Raw genomic sequence first — 15,753 nt, 5'->3', positions numbered from 1 at the left:
TCTTTGACCTAAGGTCAGTTGTTTGTATTTTTTCATGCAAGATCAATATAACTATTGAACCTAAAATACTGCGGGCTAGCCCGCAGTATTTTAAACTTACATGTTGCACTTATAACTTGAACTTAGAAAATGAAAAATGCAGTAAGAAATTTAGTTTTAATAGCAGTATTGATGATTGGAGTAAGTTCCTGTAGTAGCGATGAAGACGGTTATGGTGCTGGCGAGCCAATCAACAATAATCCAACTACTTTCGAGATCATCGCAGATAGTCCATATCATAATATTTTGGAAGATTTGCTAGTTTCAAATGGCTTAGAGCAAGTGCTTAATAATGGTATTTATACCGTATTCGCACCGACAGACAATGCTTTTGAGGGTATTGATACTTCAGGCCTTACAAGTGAACAAGTCACCAATATTCTATTAAACCACGTCTTGGAAGGCTCTGCCGAGTCATCAGCATTATCTACGGCATATTTAAACACCTTAGCAACTGAGCAGGTTTCAGGTGAGGAAAACAACCTAAGTTTATACATCAATGTTGGAACTGATGTTACTTTAAACGGAACTTCGACAGTAACTGAACCCGATAATATGGCATCTAATGGTGTTGTACACATTGTAAACGAGGTTATCACAATTCCAGATGTGACCACTTTTGTAATAGCAGATTCAACTTTTGAAACTTTAGAACAGGCTTTAACTAGAGATGAAGAACCCAATTTTGTCGGTACATTAAGTTCATTTGAAAGTCCGGCTCCGTTTACAATATTTGCACCTACCAACGACGCGTTTACAGGTTTACTTGCTGAACTTGGATTCGACAGTCTGGCAGACATTGATGAAACAACTTTAACGTCAGTTTTAAATACCCATGTGATTGGTGGAGCAAACATTAAATCTTCTGGACTTCCAACAGGAACAGTTACAACTTTGGGTGAGACTTTTGAACTTAATGGGACAACTATAACAGACCAAAATGGAAGGACAATTGAAATAGTTGTTACTGATGTCCAAGCAGGAAACGGAATTACACATGTTGTGAGTACGGTAATTCTCCCAGATTTAGGCTTAGAACCTGAACCAGCTCCGAATACTGTAGAAATGACCGTAGATAATGACGGAGCACAGGCTTTTTATGTGAGTAGTATTACGGGTAGTGAGCAGCCAACAAGTCTAGATTCTAATAATAGCACCTGGACACTTACAGAAGGAACACGTTATGAATTAACCATAACAGGTGCTAGTTCACATCCATTTGAACTAAGAAATGCAAATGGAGATGCTCTCTTGAGTCAAAGTGCACAAGGCTCTTTCGAGGCTGATCCTGATGTAAATTTTGTCACTGATGGAATGCAGTTTGATTTTACGCTTACAGCAGAATTAGCTGCGGAAATCAATGATTACATCTGCACTATACATTCAGGGATGAATGGTGATATCAATGTGAATTAATATAGGCTATAGCTTTTAAACATAAAAAGGAGTCCAGAATGGACTCCTTTTTTTTAATTTAATAATTTTTTTAATTTAATAAGGCAACTACTTCTTGTCTATTTTCTTATTATCATCTTTGTCACCTTGTTTCTTTTTCTGCTGTTCAGCTGCTTGTTCCATTATCTCCTGAAACTTCTTACCGAACTTACCTTTCTTTTTAGGCTTTTTCTTTTTCTCTTCGATTTTGGCTAAGATTTTATTCTCATCTATTATCACATGTTTTATAACTAACATGATACCTATGGTGATCAAGTTTGAAATGAAATAGTATAGCGATAAACCACTCGCGTAATTGTTGAAGAATATAAGCATAACCAAAGGTGCAAAGTACATGATCACTTTCATGTTTGGCATACCTGGTTGTGAGCTTTGCTGCATGTTTTGCCCAGCAGTCATCTGCGTGTAAAAAAATATCGCAACCGAAGCAAGAATAGGAAATAAACTTATGTGGTTACCGTAAGCCCATGATACTAGTGGTATATACGCATCCCATTCAAAAATCACATCGTAACTCGATAAATCGTCTGCCCATAAGAATCCTTTTTGCCTTAAATCGAAAGCACTGGGAAAGAACTGGAAAAGCGCGTAGAAGACGGGTATCTGTAGCAGGGCAGGAATACATCCTGCCAACGGACTTACACCTGTTTTGCTGTACAGCTTCATCGTTTCCTGCTGCTTTTTCATCGCATTGTCCTTATACTTCTCGTTGATTTCGTTGATCTCTGGTTTTAAAACTTTCATTTTAGCCTGAGATAAATAAGACTTATAAGTCACCGGGGAAAGAACAATTCTTACAGCGATAGTCATCACAATAATGGCTAATCCATAACTTGGCAGTGAACTGCTCAAAAAGCCAAAGAAAGGTATAAAGACGTATCTATTGATCCATCCAAAGAGTCCCCAGCCTAAGGGAACGATTTCATCTAAATTACGTTCATAATCGCTTAAAATATCAAAATCTGATGGACCATGATACCAGTTCATGCTTTCAGTAAACTCCCCGTTTTTGAGTTGAAGAGGAACTTCAGCAAGAAAGTTTTTAGTAAATAAGGTATCCACTTGCTCATCCTGAACTAGTTTTCTTGAAGTCATTTTTCCTTTTGAAAAAGGATTGTCTGTTAATAACACAGAAGTAAAGAAATGCTGTTTGAAGGCAATCCACTCAATAAGTTTGTCTTCCTCTATGGCTTCATCACCTTGTCCAGTATAATCGTCTTTATCACCTTCATAGAGGTAAACAATTTCTGTATATTTATTTTCGTAAGAAATACTTTTGGCTTTACGTATTGCTTTAACTTCCCAGGAAAGATTGGCATTTTCAGAAGAAATAACATTACTTAGGCCTTGAGAACGAATGCCGAAATTCATCATGTAATCATCTGGCTCAAGCTCGTAGTAAAATTCCAGAAATTCGATGTCAGACACCTTAGCTCTCATGCTCAGAGTCTGGTTGCCGTTATCTGTGCTTAAATTAGGTTCAAAGTAAAGATCACGGGTATTGTAGGTGCGACCATCGCTGGCTTCAAAAGAAATATTGAAATCAGCATTACCATCTTTTATCAAATAAACAGGATCACCTTTGTAGGTGTCATGTTTTTTCATTTTAGCCTCAACAATCTGCCCCCCTTTACTGCTTACCTTCAGTTCTAAAACATCATTTTCAATAGTCGTTACCGCCTCATCCTTGGCGAAATCTTGTATGGCAGAATAAGCAAAAGCACCATATTCTCTTTTGGCAAGTTCAGCGTTTACAGAATCTTGTAAACTTCCGGGCACTTCTTCAGAAGGCGTTGGGGAACTTGGGATATTTGAAACTGGAGAATCTCCCTGAGTATCTTTTTCTACTTGTTCGGTAGTCTCCTTCTCTGGGGCTAATTCTTCAGTAGGGTTCATGTACATGACCCAAATTAAAATTAATCCAATAAGAGCAAATCCTATAATAGAGTTCTTATCAAACGTCTTCTTTTCTTCCATTGACTATAACTATTGTAAAACTTAATTTTTCAAAATACGTGCAAAAATCAACATTTAATTTTATTTAAGTGAGGTTATTGTGGGTTAATTTACAGAAACGATCATGTTTCAGTTATTTACGAAATTTTTTGGCCGCTTCTACAAAGCTTAAGAAAAGCGGATGTGGTGTAGCTACTGTGCTTTTATATTCAGGGTGATATTGCACCCCTACAAACCATGGATGGTCTTTCAGCTCAATAGTTTCTACAAGCCCTGTTTTTGGATTCCTGCCAGAACATAGCATGCCGTTTTTCTCAAGGTCTTCAACATACTCGTTATTGACTTCGTATCTGTGGCGATGTCTTTCAGAAATTTCTGTTGTTCCATAAATTTCAGATAATTTAGAACCAGCTTCAAACTTACAGTCCCATGCACCAAGTCGCATCGTGCCTCCCATCTGTTTTAAGTCTTTTTGATCTTTCATAAGGCCAATGACAGGATGCGGAGTGTTTGGATCCATTTCTTCTGAATTTGCTTCTGCTATCTTTAAAACATTTCGAGAAAATTCTATAACTGCCATTTGCAGACCAAGGCAGATTCCTAAAAATGGAACTTTGTGAGTCCTCGCAAATTCAACAGCTGCTATTTTACCTTCAATACCGCGCTCTCCAAAACCTGGAGCCACCAGGAGCCCATCCAAATTTTTATAAATAGTTTCGTTGTGTTCAGTGTCTTCGGAGTTGATCCAAACCACATTTACTTTAACGTCGTTATAAGCCCCGGCATGTATAAACGATTCCAAAATTGATTTGTAAGAATCTTGAAGATCTACATACTTACCCACCAATCCTATTGAAATCTCTTCAGTCGCATTTTTTAGTTTGTCAACAAAGAAGTTCCACTTTTCCAAATCCGGAACTACATCATCTTTAAGGTTTAACTTTTTCAGGGTAATGGTATCCAACCCTTCTTCTGCCATAAGCCCTGGAACTTCATATATAGACGCTGCATCTATAGACTGTATGACAGCCTCTTTTTTGACATTACAGAACAATGCCAGTTTGTTTCTGATATCATCATTGATTTCATGCTCTGTTCTGCACACCAATATCTCTGGAGAGATTCCACTTTCCATGAGTGTTTTTACACTGTGTTGAGTAGGCTTGGTTTTAAGCTCTTTTGCGGCAGAGAGGTATGGGATCAATGTCAAATGAATTACTAGAGCATTGTGCTCACCAAGTTCCCACTTGAGTTGTCTTACAGCTTCTATATAAGGTAAAGATTCAATATCACCTACAGTTCCTCCAATTTCAGTAATAACGATGTCATACTTATTGTCTTGTCCGAGAATTTGTATGCGCTCTTTTATTTCGTTGGTAATGTGAGGAACAACCTGTACTGTTTTTCCGAGGAAGTCTCCTCTTCTTTCTTTATCAATGACGCTTTGGTAAATTTTACCAGTCGTCACATTATTGGCCTGAGAGGTATTGACGTTTAAAAATCGCTCGTAGTGTCCAAGATCCAAGTCTGTTTCTGCGCCATCTTCAGTTACAAAACACTCTCCATGTTCATAAGGATTGAGCGTACCAGGATCTATATTGATATAAGGGTCAAGCTTTTGAATGGTTAATTTATAACCTCTTGCCTGTAGAAGTTTTGCTAGTGATGCTGCGATTATTCCTTTCCCTAAAGACGAAGAAACACCGCCTGTTACAAAAATATACTTTGTATCGGCCATTTGTGTTGAGAGTTTTGTGTCTATACGGGATGCAAAAATATCATTTAATTTTTGCTTAAACTTAGAATTAGTTTAAAAATCCTTAGCTTCTTCTTATCCTTCTCAGGATGTCTTCCAAACCATTCTCTTTCAGTTCCAATACTTCTTGCATTTGTCGACCAAGTTTATTTTCTGGAAATCCCTTTCGTTTAAACCATATCAAGTAATATTCTGGAATATCAGAAAGATAATAGCCCTTGTATTTACCAAAGTGCATTTTAGCATTGGCAAGTTCGATTAGAGCATTTTTGTGAGATTCAGAATTCATTAACAGTCAATTCTAGGCATGAGATAGGCTTTTACTCATGTTGCTAAGAAACCCTTTTAAATTATTGTAGCCAAACTTTTAATTATTACTTTTGTCAACCAAATTATACTATAAAACCTGATTATGAATTTACATGAATATCAAGGCAAAGAAATATTAAGTAGCTTTGGCGTAGGCATCCAAAAAGGAATTTTAGCTCATACCCCAAAAGAAGCTGTTGAAGCTGCAAAAAAATTAACTGAAGAAACCGGAACTGGATGGCACGTTATCAAAGCCCAGGTTCATGCCGGTGGTCGTGGTAAAGGTGGTGGCGTTAAACTCGCTAAAAACCTTAAGGAAGTTGAACAAATTGCAGACGAAATATTAGGAATGCATTTGGTAACACCTCAAACAAGCAAGGAGGGTAAGGAAGTACACCAAATTCTTATAACTGAAGATGTATATTATCCAGGTGATAATGAGCCAGATGAATACTACATGTCCGTTTTGCTTAATAGAGCAACCGGAAGAAATATGATTATGTATTCTCCAGAAGGGGGTGTGGACATCGAAAGTGTTGCAGAAAAAACTCCTGAAAGAATATTTACAGAAGAAATTGATCCTGCAACAGGAATTTTACCTTTCCAAGCACGTAAAATTGCGTTTAACTTTGGTCTTGAAGGAAAAGCTTTCAAAGAAATGACAAAATTCGTCACTGCACTTTACAATGCTTACGACGGATCAGATTCTTCTTTATTTGAGATCAATCCTGTACTAAAAACAAGTGACGATAAAATTGTAGCTGTCGATGCTAAAGTAACTTTAGACGATTCAGCTTTATTCAGACATAAAGATTACCAAAGCATGCGTGATACGCGTGAAGAAGATCCAACAGAAGTGGAAGCAAGAGATGCTGGCTTGAGTTATGTCAACCTTGACGGAAATGTTGGTTGTATGGTAAACGGTGCTGGACTTGCTATGGCAACTATGGACTTAATCAAATTTGCTGGAGGAGAACCTGCTAACTTCCTAGATGTTGGTGGTACAGCTGATGCTAAGAGAGTGGAACAGGCTTTCAAACTCATTTTAAAAGATGAAAAAGTAGAAGCTATCCTAATCAACATTTTTGGAGGTATTGTAAGATGCGATCGTGTTGCCGAAGGTATCATAGAAGCTTATAAAAACATGGGAGACCAGATCACTGTTCCTATTATCGTAAGACTTCAAGGAACCAATGCCGAAAAAGCAGTAGAATTGATCAAAGAGGCTGGTATTGACGTGAAAACTGCTGTTCAATTTAAAGAAGCTGCAGATAAAGTTCAAGAAGTCTTAGCTTAAAAATTTCGACTTTATAGAATATAGAAACCCTCGATGTATCGAGGGTTTTTTGTGTTTTAGACTGAAATAGGTTTTTGGCTCGAAGTTTTATTCTTGATATAATCGGCCAAATAATCTGCATCTTTTTTAATACCACCCAGAGTAGCTGAGGCTCGAGTATGAAGCCATGGAAGTCCTATAAAATAAAGACCGTTCACATTACTTACCCCTCTGTGATGAACTGGGTAGCCGTTTTTATCAAGTTCGAGACCCTCAATCCAATCAAATTTTGGTCTGTATCCTGTGGCCCAAATGATGTTTCTGATGTCTAGTAATTTAGCTTTTTCAGTTACAATTGTGTTTTGATAGGCATCTATCGTTTTTCCAACGGGAACAACATTATCTTTGTTTAGAATACCTTTTACATCCACGCCAATAACAGGCTGTTTGGATTCACTTATTTTTTTACCAAGCCAGGAATCTTTACCAAAACTTAAATAGCCTGTTTTGGTAAACCACCACCACAATGTTTTTCCAAGAAATTCCTGAGGTAAAGTTTTTACATCCGTGTCTCCAGAAAAATAAACCTCACGATTGGTATCTGAAATTTCCTCCAGAATTTGATATCCAGAATCTCCGGCGCCAACCACCATGGCTTTACCATCCTGTAACTGATTTGGATTTTTATAATAGTCACTGTGAATTTGGAAAATCGATGAATCGATTTTGCTGTGAAATGGTGGAGTGTAAGGGATGTGAAAGGGGCCGGTTGCTATGATGACTTGCTCGGCCTCATAAAATCCATCTTCATGTTTGATAACGAAATAATCGGTTTTATCCTCAACCTCAGTCACTAAAGTATTGAAGCGAATAGGAAATTCAAATTTATCGACATAGGCTTTGAAGTAATCAGCAACTTCATATTTATTTGGATAGTGGCCTTTTGGTTTTGGAAAATCCATTCCTTTCAGATTATTAAATTCTGAAGGTGTAAAAAGTGTCAAGGAATCCCATCGCTTAAGCCAAGAAGCTCCTACTTCATCTTCTTTGTCTAAGACTATATAGCTTTTTCCTTGCTGTTCGAGTTCATAAGCCATGGAAAGGCCAGCCTGTGCGGCACCTATTATTATAAAATCATACATTTTAAAATGTTTCCAATAATATAAGCTATAATCCTTTCAAAAGCAAATATTATGCTTTCAGCGTTTGATTCAGTTTAAAGTATTTATTATAAATGTGAAGAATGATAACTCCAAAGCTGACAGCCACAACGATAAGGATGGTGTTGATAATGTTGTCTGCAGAGAACGATAACTTGATGAGAATAGTTGAAATAACAAATCCAGAATTGCGTATAACACGACTAAATTCTTCAGTTTGTAGAAATGAAAATAAAAGTAATAACACATCAATTAAGATAAGTACTGTAAAGAAATCATCAAAAAATATAGTATTCACTGATTTAATAGATACGGAAGAATACTCTGTACCTGAAATAGTTTCATAAAACCAACTTCCAAAGGAAAAAAGCGCGAGGAGGACAATAGTTGGTACTAGAATGGTAGCGAATATATTTTTCACTTTAATGTGAGATTTTGTTTTTGAAGTGATTTTTTCTTTCTCAACCTTATTTTTAGAGTTTAACTTGTAAAAGGTGTATATCAAATAAAACAAGACTAAAGTAGCTACAATATCTATCGTGAATTGTATATCTCCTTCTATAGAAAACCAGCTTGAAGAAAATTCTAAATTGGATAAATCATAAAATATTTTTCTTATCAAAATCAAGGTGATGATCTCATATTGTTTGCCAATGTAGATTGTAATTGATTTCGGTAAATAAAAAACCAAAAGATAAACCTCGTAAATAAGAATGATCGAAAATGGCGTATAGATAGCCGAAATAGGACTAATTATAAAATTGCCATCATATTCCCCGATGTCCAACAAGTTAAAATCAATCAAGCCGATAATCCCCAGGTGAATCGCAAAACTGATAATAGCGGCAATAACTATGACTTTTTCAAGTTTTTCTTTCAGCGATTCTGAAAGAAAAAAGGAATTCACTGAAGAATAAAATTTTGAAAGCTTGTGTTTTGACATGCCTAAATATAATTAAATTGTTTTATCACAATCCCACACAATCGTTATTTAAGATATAATATCCGCAATGATCATTTTGGCATGAATCCTTGAATTCTCGATGAACCATTTATGGGTCTCCATTCCCCCGCAGATGACACCAGCTAGATAAATCCCATCAATATTGGTTTGCATGGTTTGCTCATTATATTCTGGAATAGAAAGTTGATCCTCACTGAGCTTGATTCCAAGTTTCTCTAAAAATTTAAAATTCGGCCTGTAACCGGTTAATGCTAAAACGAAATCATTTTCCAGCGTTTGGATTTTACCCTCTTCATCTTTAAATTTAACGTAATCCTGACCAACTTCTGTCAGTTCAGAATTGAAATGAGCTGTAATACTCCCTTCTTTTATCCTGTTGATCACATCTGGTCTGACCCAATATTTTACACGCTCTCCAATCTGTTCTCCTCTTACTATCATCGTGACTTCAGCTCCTTTTCTATAAGTTTCCAGAGCTGCATCTACAGACGAATTACTAGCGCCAACCACCACTACTTTTTGGGTAGCATAATAATGTGGATCTTTGTAATAATGAGTCACCTTATCCAATTCTTCACCAGGAATGTTCAAGTAATTTGGAATATCATAGAAACCTGTTGCGATTACAACATTCTTGGACTGATATTTACTTTTTGAAGTGGTTGTTGTAAACACATGATCTTCGCTATAAACATTTTTAACCTCCTCAAATAGCTGAATGTGAACTTGCTTGGATTCAACAATTCTCCTGTAATATTCCAGAGCTTCCTGCTTTGAAGGCTTGGAGTTTGTGCTTACAAATGGAATATCGTCTAGCTCCAACTTTTCTGAAGTAGAAAAGAAAGTCATTTTATCTGGATAGTTGTACAGTGAATTTACCAGCGCACCTTTTTCAATAATGACATAAGAAAGATTTTTCTTTTTTGCCTCAAGCGCGCAAGCAATGCCTATTGGGCCACCACCAACTATAAGAACATCATATACCATGTTATTTATTTATCAAATTTTTCAAATCGTAGATTGTTTGTTTCGGATCCTCAGATTTGAATACGTAACTACCTGCAACCAAAACATCAGCTCCTATATTGACAAGCTTTTCCGCATTCTTATTGGTTACTCCGCCATCTATTTCAATTTTAGTAGAGGCACCTTCCTCTTCAATTAAAGCTTTTAGCTGTTTTACTTTATCATATGTTCGCTTTATAAAATGCTGACCACCAAAGCCTGGATTCACACTCATCAAGCAAACCATATCAATATCAGTAATGCAATCTCTTAGCAACTCAACATTGGTATGCGGATTTAAAGCTACGCCGGCTTGCATGCCGTGTTGTTTAATGGACTGAAGACTTCTATGTAAATGTGTACAAGCCTCATAATGCACTGTCAACATATTGGAACCTAAATCTGCAAAATCCTTGATATACCGATCTGGATCTACAATCATCAAATGCACATCTACAAATTTTTTGGTATGTTTTGTTATTGCTTTTAGAACAGGCATTCCAAATGAAATATTAGGAACAAAAACACCATCCATAATATCGATATGGAACCAATCTGCTTCGCTCTCATTTATGAGCTCTATGTCACGTTGTAAGTTGGCAAAATCTGCAGCGAGTAGGGAAGGGGCAATTAGTTTGTTGCTCATAGGTAAAATTTTATGCAAAAATAAGGTTTTGAATGCTTAAAACACTACATATTTAGTAAAACGGCTTGTGTTTAAGAGGTGTTTAACTGTATTTTGCAAGATATAGAAAAATAGAATGTGGCAATTTTTAGTTCATTATCTCAATCATTTTGTAGTCATAATTGCTATAGCATGGATTTACAATCCAAGGCAAGTCTGGAAAGGTTTCCTGATATTACTTTCGACAATGCTCGTAGACATTGATCACTTGTGGGCAACCCCCATTTTTGATCCAAACCGCTGTAGCGTTGGTTTCCATACATTTCATTCCGAAATTGCCATTATTATTTATGTCGCAGGAATTTTTTTATTCAAAAATAAGTGGTTAAAACTTGCATTCATAGGGCTTGTTTTCCATATGATCACTGACGGCATTGATTGCTTATGGTCAGGCATTTGAGCCATAACAGTTAATTTGGTATATTTCAAAACATTTTATTTTAATGAAGCGTTTTTCTCTTTTTTTTCTCCTGAATTTGTTTGCGTTAGCTTTAAGTGCACAACCAGTTAGCTTAAAGATGGTAGATAGATTACCTGTTAACGCCGATCAGTTTTGGGGGGTTGATACTTATCAACGTTTATATTTTTCTAAGAATAATGTGTTTTACAAAACTGAAAATCAAAAACAATTTCAGTTTCAAGATTTGCAATTAGGTGAACTGGAAAGTGTCGATTTATTGAATCCACTGAAAATCCTTTTGTTTTACAAAGAAGCAAATACCCTGGTAATTTTGGATAATCGCTTAAATGAAGTTGAGCGAATAAATTTCAATGTTATTTCAGATTTTAAAACAGTTGATTTTGCTGGTATTTCCAAAGATAATTTACTTTGGATATTCAATGCTGATCTTCAACAGCTTGAGCTTTTTGACTATCAAGAGTTCCGGACCAGAAGTTCCTCCTTACCCATCAACAGAGAAGTCTTGGCGATGAAAAGCAATTATAATTTTTCATGGTTACTCCATCCTAACGGCTTCTCGAAATTCAATATCAATGGGAGCTTGATCGACCAATTCAATTATGAAAACGCTGTCTCTTTCAATATTTTCAAAAACCAGATCATGATTCAAACCGAATTGTATCTCGAAGTTTTTGGTCAGTACGCAGAGGATAAAATCATCTTTAAAAAACCAGAAATTACCTTCAATCAATTTTATTTCAATGGTGAAAACATCTATATTTACAGCGATAAAGTACTCTACACGTACAGGATAAACATAGTAAATAACTGATTTTATGCACGTTGCAATCGCTGGGAATATAGGAGCTGGAAAAACTACACTCACAAGATTTATCGCAAAACATTACAATTGGAAAGCAGAATACGAAGACGTCATTGAAAATCCATTTTTGGAGGATTTTTACGAAGACATGAAGCGTTGGTCATTTAACTTGCAGATTTATTTTTTGAACAGCCGTTTTAGACAGATTTTACAAATCCGTGAGAGTAATATTGATATCATTCAGGATCGAACTATTTATGAAGATGCATTTATCTTTGCTCCCAATCTTCACGCTATGGGTTTAATGTCCAACAGAGATTATGAAAATTATTCCTCTCTGTTCAACCTCATGGAGTCTGTAACAGAATCCCCGGATCTATTGATCTACCTTAGAAGCAGTGTGCCAAATCTGGTCAAGCAAATTCAAAAACGAGGAAGAGAATATGAGAATTCTATCTCCATAGATTATCTGAATAAACTCAATGAACGCTACGAAGCTTGGATACAAACTTATAATAAAGGTAAGTTGCTAATTATCGATGTTGATGAGTTAGATTTTGTCGATAAACCTGAAGATCTAGGAGTAATCTTGAATAAAATCGACGGAGAAATTAATGGATTATTTTAAAGTTCCTGACCCTACTCCCCCAAGGAGAGAGTATTCTTCATATCAAATTTGATATTTCTAATTTTTAACCGAGTGAATTTTGACTTAGGACTTACGACTCACGACTTACTATCTCCGATTATCTTCTTGATATCGGGCCTAAAATAGTTGGGACCTTTTAACACTTTTCCATCCTCTCGGTAAATTGGTTTTCCATCCTCACCAAGTTTACTCATATTGCTAGTGTGTATTTCATCAAAGACCTCTTCAATTTTATGCTGCATACCATGAGATAGAATAGTCCCGCAAAGAATGTATAGCATGTCACCAAGAGCATCAGCAACTTCTGTAAGATCCCCTTGCATTGCTGCATCCAGATATTCTTCATTTTCTTCCCTCATGAGTTTATAACGTAACAAATTTTTCTCAAGTCCTAAATTGGCCTGTTGTGTTTGGGAAACGTCCAATCCGAAAGCTTTATGGAATTTTTTTACTTGGTCTAGCTGTTTTTTCATAAGAATAAGGAGTATTTTTGCGTAAAATAAAACATTTATGTTTACTCCTGGACGTATTGCCTTTATCATTTTTTTTGTTGTGGCTTTTGTATCTATTTTGATTTATTCATACATCAAAGATAAAGGCATGCACAGCAGATATTATAAGGGGACTCTATTCGTTTTGTTGGGTTTTTTTATTTTCATTATTTCGTTAGTTTTCTTAAGATTTTACTGGAGAGACGAATCTTTGCTGGATCTTATAAGAAATATGATGGGGGGCTCTTAAAAAATTAAAAATAATTTTAACTTTAAGTTCCAATTCTACTAAAGTGAGTCAATGATCTTATCTAGGAATATCGTTTGTCTTATTCTGTTTTTCAGTTTTTCTAGTTATGCTCAAACAGATGAAATTGATCAATTATTTAGATACAACAATTACAACAATTTAGAAACACTCCTTTTTGAATCTAACGAAGTAGATGCTATAAACTTAAAATTAGCTCAATCCAAATACCATAATACTTTTAAGCACCTCGAACAGTCTTTTGAAGTTTTATTTAATCTGGATACAACTCAATTAAACACTAAGCAAAAGGCTTATTACTATCATAATCTGGCAGAATCTTATGACCTGAATAGCAATTTTGACCTCGCTGCGAATAATTATTTGATTGCTCAGAAATATTATAAAGAAATTGATGACCTAGTCAATTACAATTCCATCAATCTTGATCTTTTTTATGCAATTGCAAATCCAGATATTTATCAAAATCCTGTAGATTATCTCAAAGCATTTCAAGAGTTGGCAGTGAAAACAAAGGATACACTACAACTTGTTGATCTTGAATTAGAACTAGCTTTTGAAAGTCTTGAGCAAGAAAATGATACTACAGCCAAGTTTCTTGACCATATCCAAAATGCTTATGGTTATCTGGAACAAGATTTTAGCCCTTATAAATTAGGGGTGGTACACACGTTTCATGCCTTCTATTATACAGATGTTATTATAGACAAAGATTCGGCTTCGTATTATTACAATAAAGCAATTAAAATAAACAAAGAGCTAGGTCTTCCTCATAAAGTAGCCTTAGGTTACTTTAGTTTAGGAGATTTGAGTCGGTATACTGAGGATTATGAAAAGGCAATTTTTTGGACTAAGAAGGCCAACGACTGTAGAAATTTCAATTATGATTATGAGCTTACAGCCTATATCAATCAAAAGCTTGCAGAAGATTATAAGGAGATAAGTCAACTGGACTCTGCTTACTCTTATCTCAACAGGTCTCTTCAGTATCGAGACAGTTTGAACATCCAAAAGCAAAATATAAACCTTACCCGCTTTGAAGCTGAGAAAAAAGAAAAGGAAAATCTAATTTTAGAAAAGGAAAATCAAAGGAATGAAGCTTTAATACTTGGTTCTCTTGGAGCTTTGGTATTACTCACATTTTTATCTTTTTCTGTCTATAAGAATGCCAGGCGAAAAGAGGAGATTATCCAAAAAGACAAAGCTTTGGAAATCAAAAAAATTGAAGAAAAGCTGAAAAAACAGCAGTTGAAAGCTTTAGATGCTTTGGTAGTTGGTCAGGAAAAAGAGAGAATGAGAATTGCGAGTGAACTTCACGATAACATAGGCTCAAACTTTATGGCCATAAAGTCCTATTTTGATCATTTCAAAAATGAATTTGAAATCCAGGATTCATCCTCTCAAGTTCTTGAAAAGACCCACGAGTTGCTTGAAGAAACTTATCAAGATATCAGGTCCTTAGCTCATCTCAAGCATAGCGGCTTGATGAATGATAGTGGATTATTTCCAGCTCTTCAAAAGCTGAGTAAAAACATAAGTTCTTTCAGTAAAATTGAAGTGGATTTTAACTCATTTGTAGAAGAAGAAGTGAAGCTCAATGAAAAGCTGGAGCTTAATGTGTTTAGGATTGTTCAGGAAAGCATGGCAAATGTGGTCAAGCATTCCAAAGCAAAAACAGCTTCCATTTCCATCACCAAAATAGACTCACTTCTTAATATCATTATTGAAGATAATGGTGTTGGCTTTAATAAAGATAAAATCAATAACAATGACTCTTTTGGATTGCAAAGCATTAAGGAGCGCGTGCAATTATTGAACGGTAATTTTTCTATTGATTCTAAAGAAGGACGAGGAACCACTATACTTATAGATATACCATTATGATAAAAGTAGCAATAGCAGATGATCACCAAACGCTTATAGATGGTATTTGTTTACGTTTGGAAAATGACGACTATATTGACGTTGAATTTTTTACCAATAATGGCAGGGACTTCTTGAAAAAATTAAAGAAAACCCCTGTTGACATAGCGATCATTGATATAAAAATGCCAAAAATGGACGGTGTTTCTCTAACCCGAGCCCTGAGAGCCGAGTATAGTGATATCAAGATCATCGTACTTTCCATGTTTGATCAGATCGATGCGGTGAGAAAAATGATTGATGCCAAAGTGAACGGCTATGTCTTAAAAACCTCTCCAATGGATGAATTGGTTATTGCCATAAGAGAAGTCTATGAAGGCAACGACTATTTTGATGATCATTTAGAAGGTGTTTCTGAACTTTTTAATAAAGGAGCTAAATCTGAAAAATCAAAATTGTCTCAAACTGAAAAAGAAATCCTTGATCTTATTGCGGAAGGCAAAACTTCTCAAGAAATTGCCGATGTTAGGCAGTCTGCTGTTTCTACAATAGATACACACAGAAGAAACATGTCTCACAAGCTCGGTCTTTACGGTAAGGGCGAACTTTTGCGCTATGCGATGGATAAAAAATATAAATTTGATTAAAAAATAA

Annotated in this window: 16 protein-coding genes; 8 read left to right on the top strand and 8 right to left on the bottom strand. The window is 35.6% G+C overall.

The window, feature by feature from the left end; translation table 11 throughout:
• Positions 1 to 129: 129 nt before the first annotated feature.
• Positions 130 to 1,455, top strand: a complete 1,326-nt coding sequence (locus tag LB452_RS08975; protein WP_224461400.1) for a fasciclin domain-containing protein — start codon at positions 130 to 132, stop codon at positions 1,453 to 1,455.
• A gap of 87 nt (positions 1,456 to 1,542) precedes the next feature.
• Here the strand turns inward: LB452_RS08975 and yidC are convergent, their stop codons facing one another.
• The 3 genes from yidC to LB452_RS08960 form a co-directional block, all read right to left on the bottom strand.
• The gene (gene yidC / locus LB452_RS08970) at positions 1,543 to 3,471 is read right to left on the bottom strand and encodes a membrane protein insertase YidC (RefSeq protein ID WP_224461399.1); all 1,929 of its coding nucleotides are present in this window, start codon (positions 3,469 to 3,471) and stop codon (positions 1,543 to 1,545) included.
• A gap of 112 nt (positions 3,472 to 3,583) precedes the next feature.
• Positions 3,584 to 5,188: a CTP synthase gene (locus tag LB452_RS08965; RefSeq protein WP_224461398.1), complete on the bottom strand. Its 1,605-nt coding sequence runs from the start codon at positions 5,186 to 5,188 to the stop codon at positions 3,584 to 3,586.
• Between the two features lie 82 nt (positions 5,189 to 5,270).
• A complete protein-coding gene (locus LB452_RS08960; protein WP_224461397.1) occupies positions 5,271 to 5,495 on the bottom strand; it encodes a DUF3820 family protein in 225 nt (74 codons plus the stop codon).
• Between the two features lie 123 nt (positions 5,496 to 5,618).
• On the opposite strand from LB452_RS08960, the gene sucC reads away from it, so the two are divergent.
• Complete coding sequence (gene sucC, locus LB452_RS08955) at positions 5,619 to 6,812, top strand: ADP-forming succinate--CoA ligase subunit beta (protein ID WP_224461396.1); 1,194 nt, start codon at positions 5,619 to 5,621, stop codon at positions 6,810 to 6,812.
• 56 nt (positions 6,813 to 6,868) lie between these two features.
• Here sucC and LB452_RS08950 read toward each other — a convergent pair whose 3' ends face one another.
• The 4 genes from LB452_RS08950 to rpe are packed head-to-tail and all read right to left on the bottom strand — an operon-like array spanning position 6,869 to position 10,566.
• Positions 6,869 to 7,933: a flavin-containing monooxygenase gene (locus LB452_RS08950; protein ID WP_224461395.1), complete on the bottom strand. Its 1,065-nt coding sequence runs from the start codon at positions 7,931 to 7,933 to the stop codon at positions 6,869 to 6,871.
• 49 nt (positions 7,934 to 7,982) lie between these two features.
• Complete coding sequence (locus LB452_RS08945; protein ID WP_224461394.1) at positions 7,983 to 8,894, bottom strand: hypothetical protein; 912 nt, start codon at positions 8,892 to 8,894, stop codon at positions 7,983 to 7,985.
• A gap of 48 nt (positions 8,895 to 8,942) precedes the next feature.
• On the bottom strand, positions 8,943 to 9,902 hold the full coding sequence (locus tag LB452_RS08940) for a YpdA family putative bacillithiol disulfide reductase (protein ID WP_224461393.1): 960 nt from the start codon (positions 9,900 to 9,902) through the stop codon (positions 8,943 to 8,945).
• Position 9,903: 1 nt separating this feature from the next.
• Positions 9,904 to 10,566 carry a ribulose-phosphate 3-epimerase gene (gene rpe / locus LB452_RS08935; RefSeq protein WP_224461392.1) on the bottom strand — a complete coding sequence of 221 codons (663 nt, stop codon included), beginning with the start codon at positions 10,564 to 10,566 and terminating at the stop codon, positions 9,904 to 9,906.
• 115 nt (positions 10,567 to 10,681) lie between these two features.
• On the opposite strand from rpe, the gene LB452_RS08930 reads away from it, so the two are divergent.
• Genes LB452_RS08930 through LB452_RS08920 form a run of 3 tightly spaced genes read left to right on the top strand, consistent with a single transcriptional unit; the run spans position 10,682 to position 12,456 of the window.
• Entirely contained in the window at positions 10,682 to 11,005 is a 324-nt protein-coding gene (locus LB452_RS08930; protein ID WP_224461391.1) for a DUF6122 family protein, read from the top strand.
• Positions 11,006 to 11,048: 43 nt separating this feature from the next.
• Positions 11,049 to 11,837 carry a hypothetical protein gene (locus LB452_RS08925; RefSeq protein ID WP_224461390.1) on the top strand — a complete coding sequence of 263 codons (789 nt, stop codon included), beginning with the start codon at positions 11,049 to 11,051 and terminating at the stop codon, positions 11,835 to 11,837.
• A gap of 4 nt (positions 11,838 to 11,841) precedes the next feature.
• Complete coding sequence (locus tag LB452_RS08920) at positions 11,842 to 12,456, top strand: deoxynucleoside kinase (protein WP_224461389.1); 615 nt, start codon at positions 11,842 to 11,844, stop codon at positions 12,454 to 12,456.
• A 98-nt stretch (positions 12,457 to 12,554) separates the two neighbouring features.
• On the opposite strand, the gene LB452_RS08915 is transcribed toward LB452_RS08920, so the two are convergent.
• Entirely contained in the window at positions 12,555 to 12,950 is a 396-nt protein-coding gene (locus tag LB452_RS08915; RefSeq protein WP_224461388.1) for a pyrophosphohydrolase domain-containing protein, read from the bottom strand.
• Positions 12,951 to 12,987: 37 nt separating this feature from the next.
• On the opposite strand from LB452_RS08915, the gene LB452_RS08910 reads away from it, so the two are divergent.
• The 3 genes from LB452_RS08910 to LB452_RS08900 are packed head-to-tail and all read left to right on the top strand — an operon-like array spanning position 12,988 to position 15,746.
• Positions 12,988 to 13,218: a hypothetical protein gene (locus LB452_RS08910; protein ID WP_224461387.1), complete on the top strand. Its 231-nt coding sequence runs from the start codon at positions 12,988 to 12,990 to the stop codon at positions 13,216 to 13,218.
• A 51-nt stretch (positions 13,219 to 13,269) separates the two neighbouring features.
• A complete protein-coding gene (locus LB452_RS08905; RefSeq protein ID WP_224461386.1) occupies positions 13,270 to 15,120 on the top strand; it encodes a sensor histidine kinase in 1,851 nt (616 codons plus the stop codon).
• Complete coding sequence (locus LB452_RS08900; RefSeq protein ID WP_224461385.1) at positions 15,117 to 15,746, top strand: response regulator; 630 nt, start codon at positions 15,117 to 15,119, stop codon at positions 15,744 to 15,746. Before LB452_RS08905 ends, LB452_RS08900 begins: the two co-directional genes overlap by 4 nt.
• The last annotated feature ends 7 nt before the right edge of the window (positions 15,747 to 15,753 follow it).

Origin of the sequence: Psychroflexus longus (genome assembly GCF_020164595.1) — a bacterium.
Taxonomy (GTDB): domain Bacteria; phylum Bacteroidota; class Bacteroidia; order Flavobacteriales; family Flavobacteriaceae; genus Psychroflexus; species Psychroflexus longus.
The sequence above is the reverse complement of the archived record's forward strand: the minus strand, read 5'-3'. Positions and strand labels throughout refer to the sequence as shown.

Coding starts and splice junctions, on each gene's coding strand:
- LB452_RS08975 (WP_224461400.1), top strand. CDS start 130: ATGAAAAATGCAGTAAGAAATTTAGTTTTAATAGCAGTATTGATGATT.
- LB452_RS08945 (WP_224461394.1), bottom strand. CDS start 8,894: ATGTCAAAACACAAGCTTTCAAAATTTTATTCTTCAGTGAATTCCTTT.
- LB452_RS08965 (WP_224461398.1), bottom strand. CDS start 5,188: ATGGCCGATACAAAGTATATTTTTGTAACAGGCGGTGTTTCTTCGTCT.
- yidC (WP_224461399.1), bottom strand. CDS start 3,471: ATGGAAGAAAAGAAGACGTTTGATAAGAACTCTATTATAGGATTTGCT.
- LB452_RS08925 (WP_224461390.1), top strand. CDS start 11,049: ATGAAGCGTTTTTCTCTTTTTTTTCTCCTGAATTTGTTTGCGTTAGCT.
- rpe (WP_224461392.1), bottom strand. CDS start 10,566: ATGAGCAACAAACTAATTGCCCCTTCCCTACTCGCTGCAGATTTTGCC.
- LB452_RS08905 (WP_224461386.1), top strand. CDS start 13,270: ATGATCTTATCTAGGAATATCGTTTGTCTTATTCTGTTTTTCAGTTTT.
- LB452_RS08930 (WP_224461391.1), top strand. CDS start 10,682: ATGTGGCAATTTTTAGTTCATTATCTCAATCATTTTGTAGTCATAATT.
- LB452_RS08910 (WP_224461387.1), top strand. CDS start 12,988: ATGTTTACTCCTGGACGTATTGCCTTTATCATTTTTTTTGTTGTGGCT.
- LB452_RS08920 (WP_224461389.1), top strand. CDS start 11,842: ATGCACGTTGCAATCGCTGGGAATATAGGAGCTGGAAAAACTACACTC.
- LB452_RS08940 (WP_224461393.1), bottom strand. CDS start 9,902: ATGGTATATGATGTTCTTATAGTTGGTGGTGGCCCAATAGGCATTGCT.
- LB452_RS08900 (WP_224461385.1), top strand. CDS start 15,117: ATGATAAAAGTAGCAATAGCAGATGATCACCAAACGCTTATAGATGGT.
- sucC (WP_224461396.1), top strand. CDS start 5,619: ATGAATTTACATGAATATCAAGGCAAAGAAATATTAAGTAGCTTTGGC.
- LB452_RS08960 (WP_224461397.1), bottom strand. CDS start 5,495: ATGAATTCTGAATCTCACAAAAATGCTCTAATCGAACTTGCCAATGCT.
- LB452_RS08950 (WP_224461395.1), bottom strand. CDS start 7,933: ATGTATGATTTTATAATAATAGGTGCCGCACAGGCTGGCCTTTCCATG.
- LB452_RS08915 (WP_224461388.1), bottom strand. CDS start 12,950: ATGAAAAAACAGCTAGACCAAGTAAAAAAATTCCATAAAGCTTTCGGA.